This is a genomic window from Mucilaginibacter conchicola (assembly GCF_003432115.1).
Taxonomy (GTDB): domain Bacteria; phylum Bacteroidota; class Bacteroidia; order Sphingobacteriales; family Sphingobacteriaceae; genus Mucilaginibacter; species Mucilaginibacter conchicola.
Genome location: NZ_QWDC01000006.1, coordinates 1 through 15,985 on the forward strand (window position 1 = coordinate 1; position 15,985 = coordinate 15,985).

General features: G+C 41.0%; 13 protein-coding genes. 11 read left to right on the plus strand and 2 right to left on the minus strand.

Going from position 1 to position 15,985, the window contains the following annotated elements; all coding sequences use genetic code 11:
- The first annotated feature begins 89 nt into the window (after positions 1 to 89).
- Positions 90 to 473 carry a helix-turn-helix domain-containing protein gene (locus D0C36_RS23510; protein ID WP_117394183.1) on the plus strand — a complete coding sequence of 128 codons (384 nt, stop codon included), beginning with the start codon at positions 90 to 92 and terminating at the stop codon, positions 471 to 473.
- A 33-nt stretch (positions 474 to 506) separates the two neighbouring features.
- On the opposite strand, the gene D0C36_RS23515 is transcribed toward D0C36_RS23510, so the two are convergent.
- Positions 507 to 1,568: a relaxase/mobilization nuclease domain-containing protein gene (locus tag D0C36_RS23515; protein ID WP_117394184.1), complete on the minus strand. Its 1,062-nt coding sequence runs from the start codon at positions 1,566 to 1,568 to the stop codon at positions 507 to 509.
- Entirely contained in the window at positions 1,543 to 1,899 is a 357-nt protein-coding gene (locus D0C36_RS23520; RefSeq protein WP_117394185.1) for a plasmid mobilization protein, read from the minus strand. The genes D0C36_RS23515 and D0C36_RS23520 overlap by 26 nt, the downstream gene beginning before the upstream one ends.
- Positions 1,900 to 2,231: 332 nt before the next feature.
- Here D0C36_RS23520 and D0C36_RS23530 point away from each other — a divergent pair, with 332 nt between their 5' ends.
- The 10 genes from D0C36_RS23530 to D0C36_RS23575 all read left to right on the plus strand — a co-directional run bounded on the left by D0C36_RS23530 (position 2,232) and on the right by D0C36_RS23575 (position 15,980).
- Positions 2,232 to 3,074, plus strand: a complete 843-nt coding sequence (locus tag D0C36_RS23530) for a vWA domain-containing protein (RefSeq protein ID WP_117394187.1) — start codon at positions 2,232 to 2,234, stop codon at positions 3,072 to 3,074.
- Positions 3,075 to 3,088: 14 nt separating this feature from the next.
- A complete protein-coding gene (locus tag D0C36_RS23535; protein WP_117394188.1) occupies positions 3,089 to 4,135 on the plus strand; it encodes a hypothetical protein in 1,047 nt (348 codons plus the stop codon).
- A gap of 16 nt (positions 4,136 to 4,151) precedes the next feature.
- Entirely contained in the window at positions 4,152 to 5,162 is a 1,011-nt protein-coding gene (locus tag D0C36_RS23540; protein ID WP_117394189.1) for a protein kinase domain-containing protein, read from the plus strand.
- Between the two features lies 1 nt (position 5,163).
- Positions 5,164 to 6,027, plus strand: a complete 864-nt coding sequence (locus tag D0C36_RS23545; RefSeq protein WP_117394190.1) for a hypothetical protein — start codon at positions 5,164 to 5,166, stop codon at positions 6,025 to 6,027.
- Between the two features lie 2 nt (positions 6,028 to 6,029).
- Complete coding sequence (locus D0C36_RS23550) at positions 6,030 to 7,829, plus strand: protein kinase domain-containing protein (protein WP_117394191.1); 1,800 nt, start codon at positions 6,030 to 6,032, stop codon at positions 7,827 to 7,829.
- Positions 7,814 to 8,455 carry a hypothetical protein gene (locus D0C36_RS23555; protein WP_117394192.1) on the plus strand — a complete coding sequence of 214 codons (642 nt, stop codon included), beginning with the start codon at positions 7,814 to 7,816 and terminating at the stop codon, positions 8,453 to 8,455. The genes D0C36_RS23550 and D0C36_RS23555 overlap by 16 nt, the downstream gene beginning before the upstream one ends.
- Positions 8,427 to 10,100: a DUF4407 domain-containing protein gene (locus D0C36_RS23560; protein ID WP_117394193.1), complete on the plus strand. Its 1,674-nt coding sequence runs from the start codon at positions 8,427 to 8,429 to the stop codon at positions 10,098 to 10,100. The genes D0C36_RS23555 and D0C36_RS23560 overlap by 29 nt, the downstream gene beginning before the upstream one ends.
- A gap of 320 nt (positions 10,101 to 10,420) precedes the next feature.
- Positions 10,421 to 12,769: a type I restriction-modification system subunit M gene (locus D0C36_RS23565; protein ID WP_117394194.1), complete on the plus strand. Its 2,349-nt coding sequence runs from the start codon at positions 10,421 to 10,423 to the stop codon at positions 12,767 to 12,769.
- Between the two features lies 1 nt (position 12,770).
- Positions 12,771 to 14,096, plus strand: coding sequence for a restriction endonuclease subunit S (locus D0C36_RS23570; protein ID WP_117394195.1), 1,326 nt, complete (start codon positions 12,771 to 12,773; stop codon positions 14,094 to 14,096).
- 39 nt (positions 14,097 to 14,135) lie between these two features.
- Positions 14,136 to 15,980 carry a DUF262 domain-containing protein gene (locus D0C36_RS23575; RefSeq protein ID WP_117394196.1) on the plus strand — a complete coding sequence of 615 codons (1,845 nt, stop codon included), beginning with the start codon at positions 14,136 to 14,138 and terminating at the stop codon, positions 15,978 to 15,980.
- Positions 15,981 to 15,985: the final 5 nt, after the last annotated feature.

A 15,985-nucleotide genomic window follows, 5' to 3' on the forward strand; every position in this document is an offset into this window, starting at 1 on the left:
TAGGTAATACCCCTGGCAGCGAGTGTTCAGGGGTATTCTTTGTTTAAAGCGATACTTTGCTAACTTTACGATACCAATACATCGATCAAATGTCAGAAACACTACATATAGGAAGAAAGATAAGCCGCATCCGTGAACTGCGCGGCATGAAGCAGGAAACACTTGCTGCCGAGTTAGGGATCAGTCAGCAGGCAATCTCAAAGATTGAACAGAGCGCGGAAGTCGAAGATTCAGCTTTAGAAAAAATTGCGAATGTTTTAGGTGTATCAGCTGATGCGATCCGACAATACAGTGATGAAGCTACCATTAATTTTATAGCTAATACTTATAATGACAATGCAGCTTCTTACGGGCATTATTTCAATTTCAGCCCAATTGAAAAGATCGTCACATTATACGATGAAAAGATTGCGTTGTTAGAACGTCTACTGCAAGCTGAGAAAGAAAAAAATGAGATCCTGAAAGGGAAATAAATAAAAGAGGCGCTTATCGAGCGCCTCTTTTATTTAACGGCTGTTTCTTCCTGCTTTCTGCTGCCTCCGCCTGTTTCTTCCAAGTATCGCTTCATCATCAATATCATCGCTGATATTGATCGAACCTGATATTGTCTGATGGTGCTCTGGTATGGTATCGATGGTTTCCGCTGTTTGCATTTCTTCTCTATCGCTTTGCTCAACTGACCTATCTTCAACTGCAACATCTGAAAGAATTTCCACTTTAATAGGACTTACAGACAGCTCTCCGTACTTTTCTCTTGTCTTTATATTAGCGGCAGTAACAGCAGCGCCGTCCCTGACCTGATCATAATCGATCTGCTTTAACAATTCTGCCCATTTGTAGCGGTTACCCAGTGACTGACCTTTCACTTTGAAATCCCTGAAAAAATAAGTTACCCCGCTGATCCTGCCTGTCGATGCCTGGTTAAAAAGAAAGTAAATTCCAGCCTGCTCCGACCAGTCCAGTAACTGTTGCATAGTGGGCTTACGGGATAGAAAATCTTTCAGCAACATTTGCAAGATGATTTTATCAGGAGCCTTATTGGTACGTCTGACCATTTCAACTTCGTTCTTTGTCGGCGCCCGTTCTGCTGCTTTGTTGCTCGGTTCTACTGTTATAAGATTATACCGTTGCTCTGTTATCCTCATAGCTTGTTCGCTTCTTACATAGTTATTACTATCTGATACCACACTGCCATCAAAGCAGATCCGGTTTGCCAGTATATGCAGGTGCGGGTGATCTGCATCGTAATGCCGGAAGACGAAGTACTGGTTATCAGTAAAACCCATAGCATCCATATAGTCACGGGCAATTGCTGTCAGCGTAGCGTTACCCAGTTTCGCGATATCTTCGTTCGGGAAATTCAGGCTGGTATGATAAACATACCTGTTCAGGTTGGGACGCAGCTGTCTGATCAGTTCTACCTCCGTTTTGATACGTGCCAGATCAGGGTTAGTAAAGTTTGTATCCAGCAATTCTGCACGCTTGGCTACATCAGGGTGGTTCAGCTTCCTGATATTGTATTTCAATGCTCCCATAAAGCTTTTACCTATCTTCTGAATGGCTATCATGGATCAGTTTTGCGATAGTGGTTTCAAGCCGCTGCTCAAGGCGAGATAGCAGACCCAGCAGTTCTTTAGGCATCCTGCCGGAATGGCAAAGGCGGGTAAGCTGGTTAAGATTCACGCCTATACGTTTGAGTTCAGCATAATGGGTGACGTCCAGCTTAGGGGTCGCGGCTTTAGGAAACTTTCCTTTAAATAACTTTTCACGGACAAGTGCCCCTGCAGTTTTACCACACATCTCGGCAGCAGCGATCAACGCCTGCAGCTCGGCTTCCGATAAGCGGAAGATGAATCGTTTGGATAATTTTTTATCTGATTCTAACTGCGGTCGTCCCATGAGCACAAAACTCAGGGATGCAATGTTTTATTTATCACGAGTACTTCGGTACTACCGATAAATTTTCCTCAATTGATATAGCTGTTTGAACGAAGTGAAGCAGCGCTTCCGGATCTATCCGGCAAGTCGTTTTGGTCTGACCAAAACATGGCTTGCTTGCTTGCTTGCTTGCTTGCTCTTCAATTTTATCCTTTTGAAAAAGGAAAAAAATAATCTCTCAAAAAAATTTTACCCCCAAAATATCATGTTGAATTATTCTTATCTTGCTCTGATAAAATTGTACTCTGTATGCTTTGACCAGCAAATAAAAATCACTATTAACCTTAACACTAATGAACAATTCTAAACAATGGAGTTCAGCAACTCCGGGGTACATCATTTTTTTGGTAGATCAATCAGGTTCCATGTCGGAAAGCTTTACCGGCGATAAAAACAAAGCCACATTTACTGCTTTGGTAATAAACCGTACCATTAATGATCTGATCTTTACAAACAGTGCCGGCGATAAAATAAAAGACCGAGTATTTATCTCTATCATTGGATACGGCGGAAAAGGAGGTAATTCAGTTGAAGACATTCGATCAGATTATTTAAGCGCATTTGCAGAATCCCCGCTTCGGTTAGAGCGCATTAAGAAAAAGATATCTGATGGTGGTGGCGGTTTAGTCGAAATCGAAGAAGAAATGCCCGTTTTTGTGGAGCCGACAGCAAATGGACTTACTCCTATGGGTGAGGCGTTAATTTTCTGTAAACAACTGATCGAGGGCTGGAACGGCAAAAAACCTGATAACCCGGCACCGGTTATTATCAATGTAACTGACGGTTTCCCTTACGAGGGTCAGAATGGTGACGAGCCGAACAAGACGCTTAAATCAGCAAAAGAAGTAATGGGCATTTCGACGATTGACGGGAATCCGCTGATATTTAACATTCACATAGGTGATGGTGGACGAGAAGTTCAATTCGAGGAGAGTGAATCAAAATTGGTTGATGACGAAACGAAATTGCTGTTTAATATTTCAAGTAAAGTACCCGACTCATACAGAGACGCTGCTAAAAAGCACGGCTTTAATATCGCGCCAGAATCCCGCGGCTTCGTTTCTAACGCAGGCGCAGAAACACTAATTAAATTTATCAACTTCGGCTCGTCCGGAGGTACGGATCGAATTGCCTAATTTAAATTTCACTGATGGAAGTAAGTGTTCAGGGTTATATTACCTGTAAGGGCGCCGAGATGTTCGCTGATTGCGCGGATAACTACGCCGTGGGAACCACGCTTAACAAGTTCGCTATATCGGATGGTGTGTCAAAGTCATTTTTTCCTAAGATCTGGTCGACGATTTTAGTGCAGCATTACGTTAACCATGACACAAGTGATGTTGATAGATTTGTCAGCGAATGCCAGCAAGCATGGACATCCCAGATCGATGAAATCATCAGCCGTCCGGAGACAAAATGGTTTACTAGAGTAGAGTACAATAGGAAGACTCCTGCGCTGGCAACTTTTGTAGGGTTGCAATTTTTAATTGAGGAGCGATTATGGATCGCATCCGCTTTGGGAGATAGTTTTCTTTTTTTCATACCGGCAAACTATACAGATTTTAAAGGGGACTTAGTAAGCTTATCGAGTAAAAGCGAACCTGTAATCTTCGATAATTTCCCTGATTATTTGGCAAGTGTGGGCAGTCAGCATAAGGGAGATCCCAAATATGTGAGAGGAGCGCCGCTGCAGAATGGCACATTTTATTTAATGACTGATGCACTGGCAGATTGGTTTCTGACAAAGGGTGAAGATGCGATCCATCTGATCAACGTTTGGGAAGGTCAAAAAGACTTCGAACGATTTGTCGATCTTGCCAGAAGAGACCGTCAACTTGGAGACGATGATTCAGCAATATTAATTATTAAGGTTTCTGACGCGGAAACTGCTGATTTAAATTATTCGGTAAACTCGCTAACTAAATTGGACGATTTGATCCTGGCTGAAAAAGAAGAGGTCAATCATCTATCTGCTGAGCAAACGGATGCCGAACCACCCTTTGCCGACGGAAATGCGGAAGCATCTGAACGAAACCCTGACGTTGAAATAGATCCAGATGCCGAGAAATCTGGCGAAGTTTTGGAAGGGCAAGGTCCACCAGTTGTACAGTCTGACCCTGTCGGGGAGGTATCGCCTCCACAATTGTCCGAAAAGAAATCATTCAAAGGGTTGGGGAGCATATTGGAAAAATTTTAGCAAGTAATAAATCTCGATGGCAAATTATCCTACCTTATCAGATATTGTGGGCGCAATGCAAAATCCTCTTCAGTGCTTCAAAAGCCAGGAGTTAAAAGGTGGCACTGTGCTTAAAAAAAATAATCGTATCCTGCAATACTCAGGTGGTTACACAACCGTATTTCCGTTTTTAACCAAAAAACAAAAAAAGGTTGCGCTTCGCTGTTGGATCGCCGATATCGGCGAGGCAAAACATAGGAGTATGGCAATCGCCAACTATTTAAAACAACTTCAAAGTCCATATTTTGTAGATTTTATTTACGTCGATCAAGCTTTGTTGGTGCAGGGGAAAAACTATCCGGTTGTATTGATGGACTGGATCGAGGCCAAGACTTTAAAAGACTTTATTGAAGAGCATATCAAACGAACGCCAGAGTTAATCAAAACGCTCGCGGAAAAGTTTAAGGAAATGGTCATGTACCTTCATCTTCAAAAAATTGCCCATGGCGACTTACAGCACGGAAACCTTTTGGTAAAACCAGATTGCAGTCTAACGCTCATAGATTACGACTCGATGTATATATCACCTTTAGACGGTATGCCTGATAGTATTAAGGGTTTACCAGGATATCAGCATCCTGCCCGTCTAACCAACACGCTCGTTCATAATAAGCTTGATTATTTTTCGGAAACTGTCATTTACTTATCCCTGCTTGTTTTTTCAGAGATGCCGGATCTTTGGCCAAAATACTTTGAAACCGAAGATTTATTGTTTTCGAAATTGGATTTTGCCAGTCCGAGTACCTCGGAGATCTTCAACTTATTACGCCGGTCAAAAAACCGGGTTGTAACTCAACTTACTCAAAGTCTGATGGATCAACTTGCCGAGAAAGATATCAAGAATCTCTTACCACTGGAAGAGCTGTTGGTTGATAAGCTAGCCGCCGTGCGTGATCATATTGCCTCAAAATGGGATCACCAGCCTAATCCCCCAAGTAATAAGTCAGCGGTTATCGCGAATCCTTTAGGCATCATACAAAAAATGTGATATGAGCGATTTCAATAATTATCAGGGCAATGTGGAACGCGACCGTTTCGGAAACTTCAAAGGTGATGAATACGACCTCGCCAGGGACTATGCACTTACCGGAAAAACTATAGGCATCTTACATCTATATACAGGTGAAGGTTTTGATTTTACACTGCCTCGTGGCGCCCTGACAAAAAAAGGTTTTGACTTGATCTATTGGAAGGATCTACCGCCTGACGCAAGCATCTTAAAAAAGGAACTTCAACGCTGCTGTCAGCTTTGGGTTATTTCTGACGAAATAAAAAAATTGGACAGCGATCATTTGCAAGTTATTTATGAGTTTTTCCATCAAGGCCGGGGATTATACATTTGGGGAGACAATGACCCATTTTTTGCCGATGCTAACCAGATTACGAATTCACTTTTTCAGACATCCCTGAATGGCGACTACCACGGAGATCAGGTCTTAGGTTTAAAAAGCGAATCTGGAAAATCAGGTTTAATACCTAATCATCCTATTTTTACGGGAATAGAACATTTGTACGAAGGGATTACGGTCTCCGCTTTGAAATTAAACCTAGGTTCATTAAGACCATTGCTATTGGGTTCGGATAAAGAAGTTGTAGCAGGTTACTTTGATTCGGGCGGTAAACGTGCAGTCGTTGACGGGGGGTTTACGCGCTTGTATTGTAACTGGGATTCAGCAGGAACCGCACGATTTGTTGTAAATGCAGCAGCATGGTTGGTAAACGATGATCCAACTGAACTTTTGAAACGTTTAACTCCGGATATTGATGCGATCACAAACAAATTCGATTTGCCGAACAGTAAACCTTTAGATATTTCTGGTCAGAAATCTAAAAGTATAATTGATAAGTTTTGATCATGGCGGATAAAGATGCGATAATAACAGCCGTCAAAAACCTGGACATTTGTTTGAAAGTGCCGGACATGCGCGGCGCTACTCTAAGGTTAAATAAACAACGCCAGCCCTACCTGTTTTCGGGCGGTTTCAATATGGTCTTCCAGCTATCGCAGCTGGATAAAAGATGGGCGCTTAGAGTTTGGTACGTCCGGACCGCAATCGACCAGGTGCGTTACCGGTTGATATCAGAAACACTTCAAAAGTCGAACCTTCCTTATTTTGCTAAGTTCCGCTACGAAACGGGGGGACTCATTGTCGGGCAGCAGGCCGAAGATATTGTATTGATGGAATGGCTGGACGGATTACTCTTAAAAGATTATTTAAGCAAACACCTCAACGATCCAAAAACATTAAGGGCATTTGCCGAAAAGTTTAGAGATGCCTGTGAAGATCTGAGGATTCATCAAATTGCGCACGGAGATTTGCAGGAAGGGAATATATTGGTAAACGATCACGGTGAAATTCATTTTATCGATTATGATTCCATTTGTATTCCTGAGTTAGTCGGACAAGCAGATGTGGTGACCGGGTTGAAAGGTTACCAGCATCCATCGCGCTTCCAAGAAAGCAAGGCTTCGTTGAAAGCCGATTATTTTTCAGAACTGATTATCTATCTATCCATCGTGTCGCTGATCTACAGACCTGATTTATGGGATAAATACCAGGTAGAGACAACACAGTATTTGCTTTTTACCGAAGATGATCTGGCGAATTTGAAACACTCGGACATCTATCGCGACCTATCAGCTCTAAATGATGAGATAACAGAACTGCTCTCAATCCTCGAACGCTATTTATCGATCACCCGCTATCAAGACCTGGAGCCCATGGATACTTATTTGCGGCCTCCGGTGATAAAGCACTTCCATGCGAATGCCTTGAATATTTTATCCGGACAACAAGTAACACTCAATTGGGAAGTCCGAAACGCTGCAAAGATTTCAATAGCACCTAAAATTGGAACCGTCGTTCCATTGGGCCAATTTCAGTTGACACCGTTGCAAGATACGATTTACATTTTAACTGCAGTAAACAGTATATCTAAAGTGGAGGCCCAACTGGTCGTAAAAGTCCTACCGGCTACTCGAATAAGTTTCGGTCTAAGTCGGGTCAAAATACTCTCCGGGGAAAGTGCACTATTGAAATGGTCGGTTGAATATGCGGAACGTGTTACCTTAATTGCAAGTGGCGAGGTGGAAGAAATGCCTTCTTCGGGAGAAATGGTAGTGTCACCGAAATCTGACATCAACTATCAGCTAAAGGCTCAGGGACTCGACGGCCAGACCGAAACGGAACAAACGCTACAACTTAAAGTGTTTCAGCGAACAGATATTCAATTTTTTGCAACAGATACTTATTTGGTATTAGAAGGTATGCCGATAACCTTGAGCTGGATAGTCAAGCATGCTGACAAATTATTACTGACCTCGGCTTTCCAGGCAGATCTGGATGTTACTGGGAAAAATAAAGTCATTCTTTCGCCGAATAGAACTATTACTTATGTTCTAAAAGCATCAAACGCCTTATCCGAGGTACAGAGCCTGCCTATTCAGCTTAACGTCCAACCTTTACCAGCGCTTCCGGCATTAAACGAATTGATCTTAAAGCCTGGTGATATATTGCCCCAATTACCTTTGAATTTAAACGGACATTTCGAGCAGTTAAATCAAGATAGCCAGGATTTATTTCGTCAGGTAATGCAACCCCAAAAAAGGTATAGTCTAAAATCAATATTTAAAGATTTATGGAAGGTCAGGTAAATAGTACGATCAGTTTGCGGCAATCATTGTGGCGTCTTGCTGGTTTTGATCCTTTCTTGATCGAGTTCTGCCCGACGTTGCAAAATCGGATTGCGAGTATTGGATTTCACTATCTTTTGCAAATGGTTTTACTCTTTGCAGCAAGTTGGATAGTGCTGCTAAGGTATATAAATCTGCCGTTTCGTGTCATTTGCTCATTGACATTAGCATTGCTGTTTACATTTCTGTATTATGGATTACTCCGGCGTCTTACACGTTGGCAGCAACTTTATAACGGCTGGCAGATCCTTACATTTATTTCAATCGTCAACTGTTTACTGGCTTTTTTGATGACAATTGGATTTTCCTTAGCAATTTTTCAGCAGGTAATTAGTTTTGATTACCAGTTGTATGCCATCGAGAATAACCTAATGGTAACAAATGGTATAATCAGTGATTTCCGTGGCCTTTGGTACGCAGTGTCGAAAGCCGAAGAACAAGGTATTGTTGTCTGGGGACTTATCTCTACCCTTGTATTGCTGACCTTTTGTTATATTTTGCCATACCTTTTAACCTTTCAAGTCATAAAATCTTATCACATAACTGTTCAATCTCTCTATGAGCAAAAATTTACAAAAAGAAGCTAAACCTTATTCTAAAATTCAATACTTTTTTTGGCTGTGGTCTGGCGTGGAAATCAGTATTTTAAAAGACTGCCCAACCGACTATAATCGTCAAGCCGGAATTGGCTTTACGATTTTCATGACTACATTGTTGGCCTTTTGCTCAGGAAGTTATGCGGGTTGGTATTTTGGAGAAACAATGGCATCGGCCGTTATATTTGGGTGCATTTGGAGCGCGCTGATTTTTAGTATTGACAGAAGCATGGTCTTGACCTTGAAGAAAGACCCCGCCGCGAATGATCAAAAATTTTGGGCTCCATTTCTCTCAAGGGCAATATTGGCATTTTTGATTGCAATGATCATCTCTATCCCCCTTGAGTTACTCATTTTTAACGAAGAAATCCAAGCTAATCTTGCAACTTACAAGGAAAAACAGACCAGTCATTTAATTGATCTGACAGCGAAAAACACAGGTATGTCCAGCAAACAGCAGCAATATCTTCGGGACAGTTCAGAAAAGGCAAAAGCAGAAAGATTGCTGGCGTTGCCTGAACCTTTAGGCGATCAGGAATACATAAATTTGAAACGTACCGCTACACAATTGCGTGAAGAATACCGGCAGCTTAGCGAATCTTTTAACCGGGCCCAATCAATTACCAACACAAATTGGGCAAGAATACCATTCAATGATGGGGTTCGGGACATGAATAGTAATGAAGCTGCACGTTATCAGCAAAGCAAAGAAATTTCACTGAAGAAGCGTAAGGAATTATATGGTTTTAATCAGAGTTTGTTAATTAAAGCTGAAAAGGACCAATCGGATTACCTTACTAATTGGCGAAATACAAATAAAAAAAACCTGGAACAGGCAGAATCTAGCCAAATAGCACATAAACATCAGATCGATACAGCGTTAGATATTCAGTCCCAACGGCGAACGACGCAGGACAGTCTAACCAAAGAAAACAAAGGCTTTATAACCCGTTTTATGGTTCTTGAGGATTTGGCTAGTTTGACTAAGAGTAAAGAAAATCCTGCTTCGGCAACTATGTTTTGGTTACTTTGGCTTATCCGGCTATTATTTATCGTGATTGAGATTTTACCGACAATAGCTAAAATTGCGACACCTATAGGTGCATATGACGTTGCACTCCGCACCAAAGAACTGGATATTGAAAAGGATATGATGGCACGGACTACAGATTATCTAGCTCATCAATCTGTTTTGCGATCAACTGAACAAGAGGCTACAAAAAGGCAATTAGAGGACCGTATCAAAATAGAGGGCCGCCTACATAAAAACCTGTTGACAGAAATTGCAGAAGTTCAGGGCGCGGTCGCACGAGGAAAGCTCGCTGAATTTAAAAAGTTACATTTGCCAGTCAACAATCCTCCGGTTTTACCGATGGAAAACGTTCTTTGGAAGCAAATGGGCGGCAACGAACCAACGGAATATTTATTTAAATCTGGACACTTGGGCGAAGCTCAGTCACTTATAATTATTAAAAGCGAGCTGGTAGAAACCGGGGCGTGGTTTTTTCAAAACAATGGAACAGAGATTACCATGCAGATGGCCGACGAACAGCGTGTTTTTAAATTTAAAGCTGTAAATGGACATCGGCTTGAACTATCAAATATCAATAAAACGATTATTTTGGAACGGGTTTAGTCAAATACAGGCGTTAAGTAGGGCCTGTATTAAAGGTAGTTTGATCAGCAAAGTATTCCTTAAGCGAGAAAAAGCTTTAAGGATAATAATTTTTGTTTATTCCATACCCTTTTAACCAATTAGCTCAACGCAGCCAGTCAACGGCATACAGGGTAGCTTGTTTTAAATGAAGCTTTTTACCAGTCCTAAATTTGAGAATTTAGGCAGTGTTCATATTTAACTTTCCACTTCCCCCAAATTAGTTTTTCAACACACCTTACCTTGTAATACCTCAACTATTATAACTTTACCCAACTATATCACAAACTCTCTGCTACTGCATGAATACAGCTGTACACAACAAACTTGTTTCTTTTATATGGTCAATAGCAGACGATTGTCTGCGCGACGTTTACGTGCGTGGTAAGTACCGCGACGTTATTTTACCGATGGTTGTTTTGCGTAGGTTGGATGCTTTGTTAGAACCAACTAAAGCCGCCGTATTAGAGGAACTGGCTTTTCAGCGCGATGAAGCCGGCTTTACCGAATGGGACGAAAGCGGATTACGGGACGCCTCAGGTTACGTTTTTTATAACACCAGCGAATGGACTTTACAGCGTCTCCATGATACCGCTACCAACAATCAGCAAATACTCCAGGCAAACTTTGAAGATTACCTAAACGGCTTTAGTACCAATGTTAAAGAGATAATCGACAAGTTTAAATTAAAGAGTCAGGTTAGGCATATGGCACAAAAGGATGTGCTTTTAAATGTGCTTGAAAAATTCACGTCGGCCTATATCAATTTAACTCCTTTTGAAAAGAACGATCCTGATGGACGTAAGCTCCCTGCCTTATCTAACTTGGGCATGGGCTACGTGTTTGAAGAACTGATACGCAAGTTCAACGAGGAAAATAACGAAGAAGCCGGAGAGCACTTTACACCGCGCGAGGTGATTGATTTGATGACGCACCTGGTTTTTGAACCTATAAAAGACAGCCTGCCACCGGTAATGACCATTTACGACCCTGCCTGCGGATCGGGTGGGATGCTTACCGAATCGCAAAATTTCATTAAAGACCCTGATGGCGAAATAAAAGCACGCGGCGATGTGCATTTATACGGCAAAGAGATCAATGACGAAACGTACGCCATCTGCAAATCGGACATGATGATAAAGGGCAACAACCCCGAAAACATACGTGTGGGTTCAACTTTGAGTACAGATGAGTTTGCCGGTGTGCAGTTCAATTTCATGTTGTCCAATCCGCCGTATGGTAAATCATGGGCCAGCGAGCAGAAATATATTAAAGACGGCAAAGACGTTATAGATGCCCGCTTTCAGGTTAGGGTTAAAGATTATTGGGGCAACGAGGAAGAGGTAGACGCTACGCCACGCTCATCCGACGGGCAATTGCTGTTTTTAATGGAGATGGTGAACAAAATGAAACCTGTTGACCAAAACACCACAGGTTCGCGTATAGCTTCGGTACACAACGGATCCAGTTTATTTACAGGTGATGCAGGTGGAGGCGAAAGCAACATACGCCGTTATATTATTGAGAACGATTGGTTGGAAGCCATTATACAAATGCCCAACAACCTGTTTTACAATACCGGTATAACCACCTATATATGGCTGTTAAGTAACAATAAAGCAGCTAACCGGAAGGGCAAAGTACAATTGATAGATGCAGGGCAACGTTACCGCAAGCTGCGTAAAAACCTGGGCAACAAAAACTGTGAGTTCGCGCCCGAACACATACGTGAGATAGTTGACGTTTATGAGCAGATGCTGACTATTGAACGCACAACCGACGATGGCATTGCCTCAAAAATATTTAACAATACCGATTTTGGTTATTATAAGGCAACTATTGAAAGGCCCAAACGCCTTAAAGCGCAATTTACTGCCGAGCGTATTGAAGAGCTGCGTTTTGATAAAACGCTGCGCGAACCAATGGAATGGGCATACACAGAGTACGGACAGGAAGTTTATACCAACCTTGCCGCGCACGAAAAAGCTATTTTAGACTGGTGCGAAAAAAACGACCTTAACCTTAACGCCAAACAAAGTAAAGCATTGGTGAGCCCTGCTACCTGGCAAAAGGGTGCCGACCTTATAAATATCGCTGCTCAACTGATGCAAGCTATTGGCAATGAAGAGTACAACAACTTTAACCTGTTTACGACTGCAGTTGATACCGAACTTAAAGCAGCTAAAATAAAACTGACTGCTACCGAGAAAAACGCCATTTTAAACGCGGTTAGCTGGTACCATGCTGATGCCGAAAAGGTTGAAAAAGGTGTAGTAAAGCTAAGTGCCGAAAAGTTAACTAACCTGCTGACGCATTTAGGCTGTACCGAGGTCCAACTGCCGCACTACGGTTATTACCTTACCGACAAAAAAGGCGAGTACCTGCAATACGAAACCGAAAGCGACCTGCGCGATACCGAGAATGTACCACTGGCAGAAGATATATACGCCTACTTTTTGCGCGAGGTGCAGCCCCACGTACCTGAAGCCTGGATAAATTTAGATGCCACCAAAATTGGCTACGAGGTAAGCTTTAACAAGTACTTTTACCGCCACAAACCGCTGCGCAGTTTAGAAGAGGTAAGTGCCGATATATTAAAGCTGGAAGAAGAAAGCGATGGTTTAATACGCCAAATTTTAAACCTGGCCTGATATGGAAATAACAGCAGAAAAAATAGATTTTGAGCGCTACACGGCTTATAAGGATATCGGCGTAGAATGGCTGGGCGAAGTGCCGGAACATTGGGAGGTAATTAAATTAAAGCGAATATTCTATGAGGTAAAAAAAAGAACAAATACCGAGTTAAGTTGCGGATCTATAAGTTTTGGGAAAGTAGTTTATAAAGACGATGAGAAGATTCCAGAAGCAACCAAAAAGTCATATCAGATAGTTTTAAAAGGAGACTTTTTAGTAAATCCATTAAACCTTAATTACGATTTGATCAGTCTGCGAATTGCTTTGTCAGAGATTGATGTTGTTGTAAGTTCGGGCTATATAGTTTTGCACAATTCAGTAGCGTTAGATTTAAATTATTTTAAATGGCTTCTACATCGGTTTGATGTTGCGTACATGAAGCTGTTGGGTTCTGGCGTAAGGCAGACGCTTAATTTTAACGATATAGGGAATAGCGAAATCGTATTTCCACCAATTGCCGAACAAACCGCCATTGCCAATTTTCTTGACCGTAAAATTGAACTGATTGATCGCGCCATTGCACAAAAGGAAAAACAAATTGAGCTTTTAAAAGAACGCAGGCAGGTGTTAGTTAATAAAGCCGTTACCCGTGGCCTTAACCCTGATGTCCCTTTAAAGAATAGCGGTGTGGAATGGATTGGTGAGATACCGGAACATTGGGAGGTGAAGAGATTGAAGAATTTTATTATGGATTTAGAATCAGGAGTCAGCGTTAATGCATCAGAGTCAGAGGCAGCCGGTTTAGGTGAAATTGGTGTGTTAAAAACAAGTGCGGTTTATAAATATTCATTTGATTTCAGGGAAAACAAAAAAGTATTTCAATCTGAGTTACGTCGAGTGAACTGCCCTGTTAGGTCAAACTGTATAATAATCAGCAGAATGAACGCTCCTGAGTTAGTTGGCGCTTCTGGATATGTGGACAGGGAATATCCTAATTTGTTTTTACCAGATCGTTTATGGCAGACAGTTTTTAACAAAAACACTAAGCTCAACGTGATATGGTTAAGTAAGGTTTTGATTACCGATGGCTTTAGACGCTGTATTACCTCAATAGCAAACGGTTCAAGCCCAAGCATGAAAAATATTTCGAAAGGCGATTTTCTAAATTTAAAAGTATCAGAACCTCCATATAAGGAACAATGTGAAATTGCGTCTCATATTGAAAACGTCACTAAAAAAACAGCCAAGGCAACATCCCGTAAAGAAAATGAAATCGAAAAACTAAAAGAATATAAGGCCACCTTAATAAACAGTGCTGTAACGGGTAAAATAAAAGTAAGTTAAATAACAATAAATAGATATCCTAAACCTACACAATTTTCAATGACAAACATTTTAGAGACCTTGCCGGTGGGAGTCCTGCTAAGGCAAGAAAACAATGCACCTAAATACCGGTTTTTGATACCCTCTTATCAGCGCGGTTACCGCTGGGATGATGAACAGGTGGAAGACCTGCTGAACGATATTTATGAGTTTATTTACACAAAAAAAACGCTAAAAGATAAATACTGCCTGCAGCCTGTAGTTGTTAAAAAACTTGCTGACGGACGATATGAGGTATTAGACGGCCAGCAGCGGCTAACTACTATTTTTTTGCTGTTAACGCGTTTAAAACAAAATAACGACGAAATTGACCTGTTCTCCTTAGCTTACGAAACAAGGCCAAATAGCGCTACCTTTCTTCAAAACCTTGATCTGGTTCTTAACAAAGATAATCCGGACTACTATTATATGAGCAACGCTTTCATAACAATTAATGAGTGGTTAAAAAAAGCAAAAGAGAAGAAAGCCAATATTAACACAAAAATTTTTGATGCGATAGTCGAGTCTATTGAATTTATTTGGTATGAAATAACAGAGTCTGTTGATGCTATAGACGTTTTTACAAGAATTAATGTGGGTAAAATACCACTTACCAATGCCGAACTGGTAAAGGCCGTTTTTCTAAGTAAAAATAATTTATCATTAGGTTTTATATCAGAAAGTGCTGATGATAAAGATTATACCAAAATACTATCATTAAAGCAAAACGCCATAGCTTTAGAGTGGGATCAGATGGAAAAAGCGTTACAAGAGCCGCAGCTATGGGGCTTTATTTATAACGGCAATGAGAAATTTGAAACTCGGATAGATTACCTTCTTAATTTATATACAGGCACAACATTTAGCGAAAAGCACCCTTACGCCTCATTTAAGTATTTTTACGACCGTGTTAAAGAAATAAGAGCCGATGAGGAAGCAGCATCAAAATATACGGATACGTCATTTATAGAACGCCAATGGAGTAATCTTAAAGAGCTGTTTGATATATTACTCGAGTGGTATCATGATAAGACATACAATCATTTGATTGGTTTTTTAATTGCAGAAAATGCAGATATATCTAAACTGATAGCCGACTTTAAAAGGAACAAAAAAAGCGATTTCCTTTCGCTGTTGAAAAGGCATATTAAAGGAAAAATTAACTGTACGGATATATCTATTCTCCGGTACGGAAGCCACAATGCTAAACTTAATCAAATCTTATTACTCCATAATGTTATTAACAGCTTGGAGGTAAAAGATGCCAACGTTTATTTTCCGTTTCATAAATTTAAAGGGAAAGCCTGGACGCTGGAGCATGTTTTCGCCCAAAATTCGGATGAACTGCGCGAGGAGGATTATGAAGCCTGGTTGCAAGACCATTTACCTTATTTTCAATCAAAGCAGAACGATGAATTAGCCAAAGACATTACGCTTTGTATTTCTGATTTATTGGCGGCAGGCAGTAAAAAAATTGAACGTGAAGATTTTCAGAGCTGCTTCATTAAAATACGAGACTATATTCAAAAAGTAATTCAAACGCTTGACGCAAACGACTCTGAAGTTATAGAGGAGAGAACCGAGGAAACGGCAGGTGAATATGAGTGGATGAATGATGATCACTCCATTGCCAACCTCGCTTTATTAGACGGATCGATCAATTCTGCTATTAAGAATTCGCTTTTTGATATAAAGCGAAGAATGATACTGGAAAGAGATAAGGCGGGTCTATTTGTCCCTACAGAAACTAAAATGGTATTCTTAAAATACTACACAAAAACACCGGCTCACTTAGCTTACTGGACTTTTAAAGACAGAAAGGCTTACGTTGAAAACATCAATAGATCTTTAACCTATCTAACCTAAAACAA

Bases quoted from the DNA above. Each gene is read 5' to 3' on its own strand.
- D0C36_RS23510 (WP_117394183.1), top strand. From the start codon at position 90: ATGTCAGAAACACTACATATAGGAAGAAAGATAAGCCGCATCCGTGAA.
- D0C36_RS23515 (WP_117394184.1), bottom strand. From the start codon at position 1,568: ATGATAGCCATTCAGAAGATAGGTAAAAGCTTTATGGGAGCATTGAAA.
- D0C36_RS23520 (WP_117394185.1), bottom strand. From the start codon at position 1,899: ATGGGACGACCGCAGTTAGAATCAGATAAAAAATTATCCAAACGATTC.
- D0C36_RS23530 (WP_117394187.1), top strand. From the start codon at position 2,232: ATGAACAATTCTAAACAATGGAGTTCAGCAACTCCGGGGTACATCATT.
- D0C36_RS23535 (WP_117394188.1), top strand. From the start codon at position 3,089: ATGGAAGTAAGTGTTCAGGGTTATATTACCTGTAAGGGCGCCGAGATG.
- D0C36_RS23540 (WP_117394189.1), top strand. From the start codon at position 4,152: ATGGCAAATTATCCTACCTTATCAGATATTGTGGGCGCAATGCAAAAT.
- D0C36_RS23545 (WP_117394190.1), top strand. From the start codon at position 5,164: ATGAGCGATTTCAATAATTATCAGGGCAATGTGGAACGCGACCGTTTC.
- D0C36_RS23550 (WP_117394191.1), top strand. From the start codon at position 6,030: ATGGCGGATAAAGATGCGATAATAACAGCCGTCAAAAACCTGGACATT.
- D0C36_RS23555 (WP_117394192.1), top strand. From the start codon at position 7,814: ATGGAAGGTCAGGTAAATAGTACGATCAGTTTGCGGCAATCATTGTGG.
- D0C36_RS23560 (WP_117394193.1), top strand. From the start codon at position 8,427: ATGAGCAAAAATTTACAAAAAGAAGCTAAACCTTATTCTAAAATTCAA.
- D0C36_RS23565 (WP_117394194.1), top strand. From the start codon at position 10,421: ATGAATACAGCTGTACACAACAAACTTGTTTCTTTTATATGGTCAATA.
- D0C36_RS23570 (WP_117394195.1), top strand. From the start codon at position 12,771: ATGGAAATAACAGCAGAAAAAATAGATTTTGAGCGCTACACGGCTTAT.
- D0C36_RS23575 (WP_117394196.1), top strand. From the start codon at position 14,136: ATGACAAACATTTTAGAGACCTTGCCGGTGGGAGTCCTGCTAAGGCAA.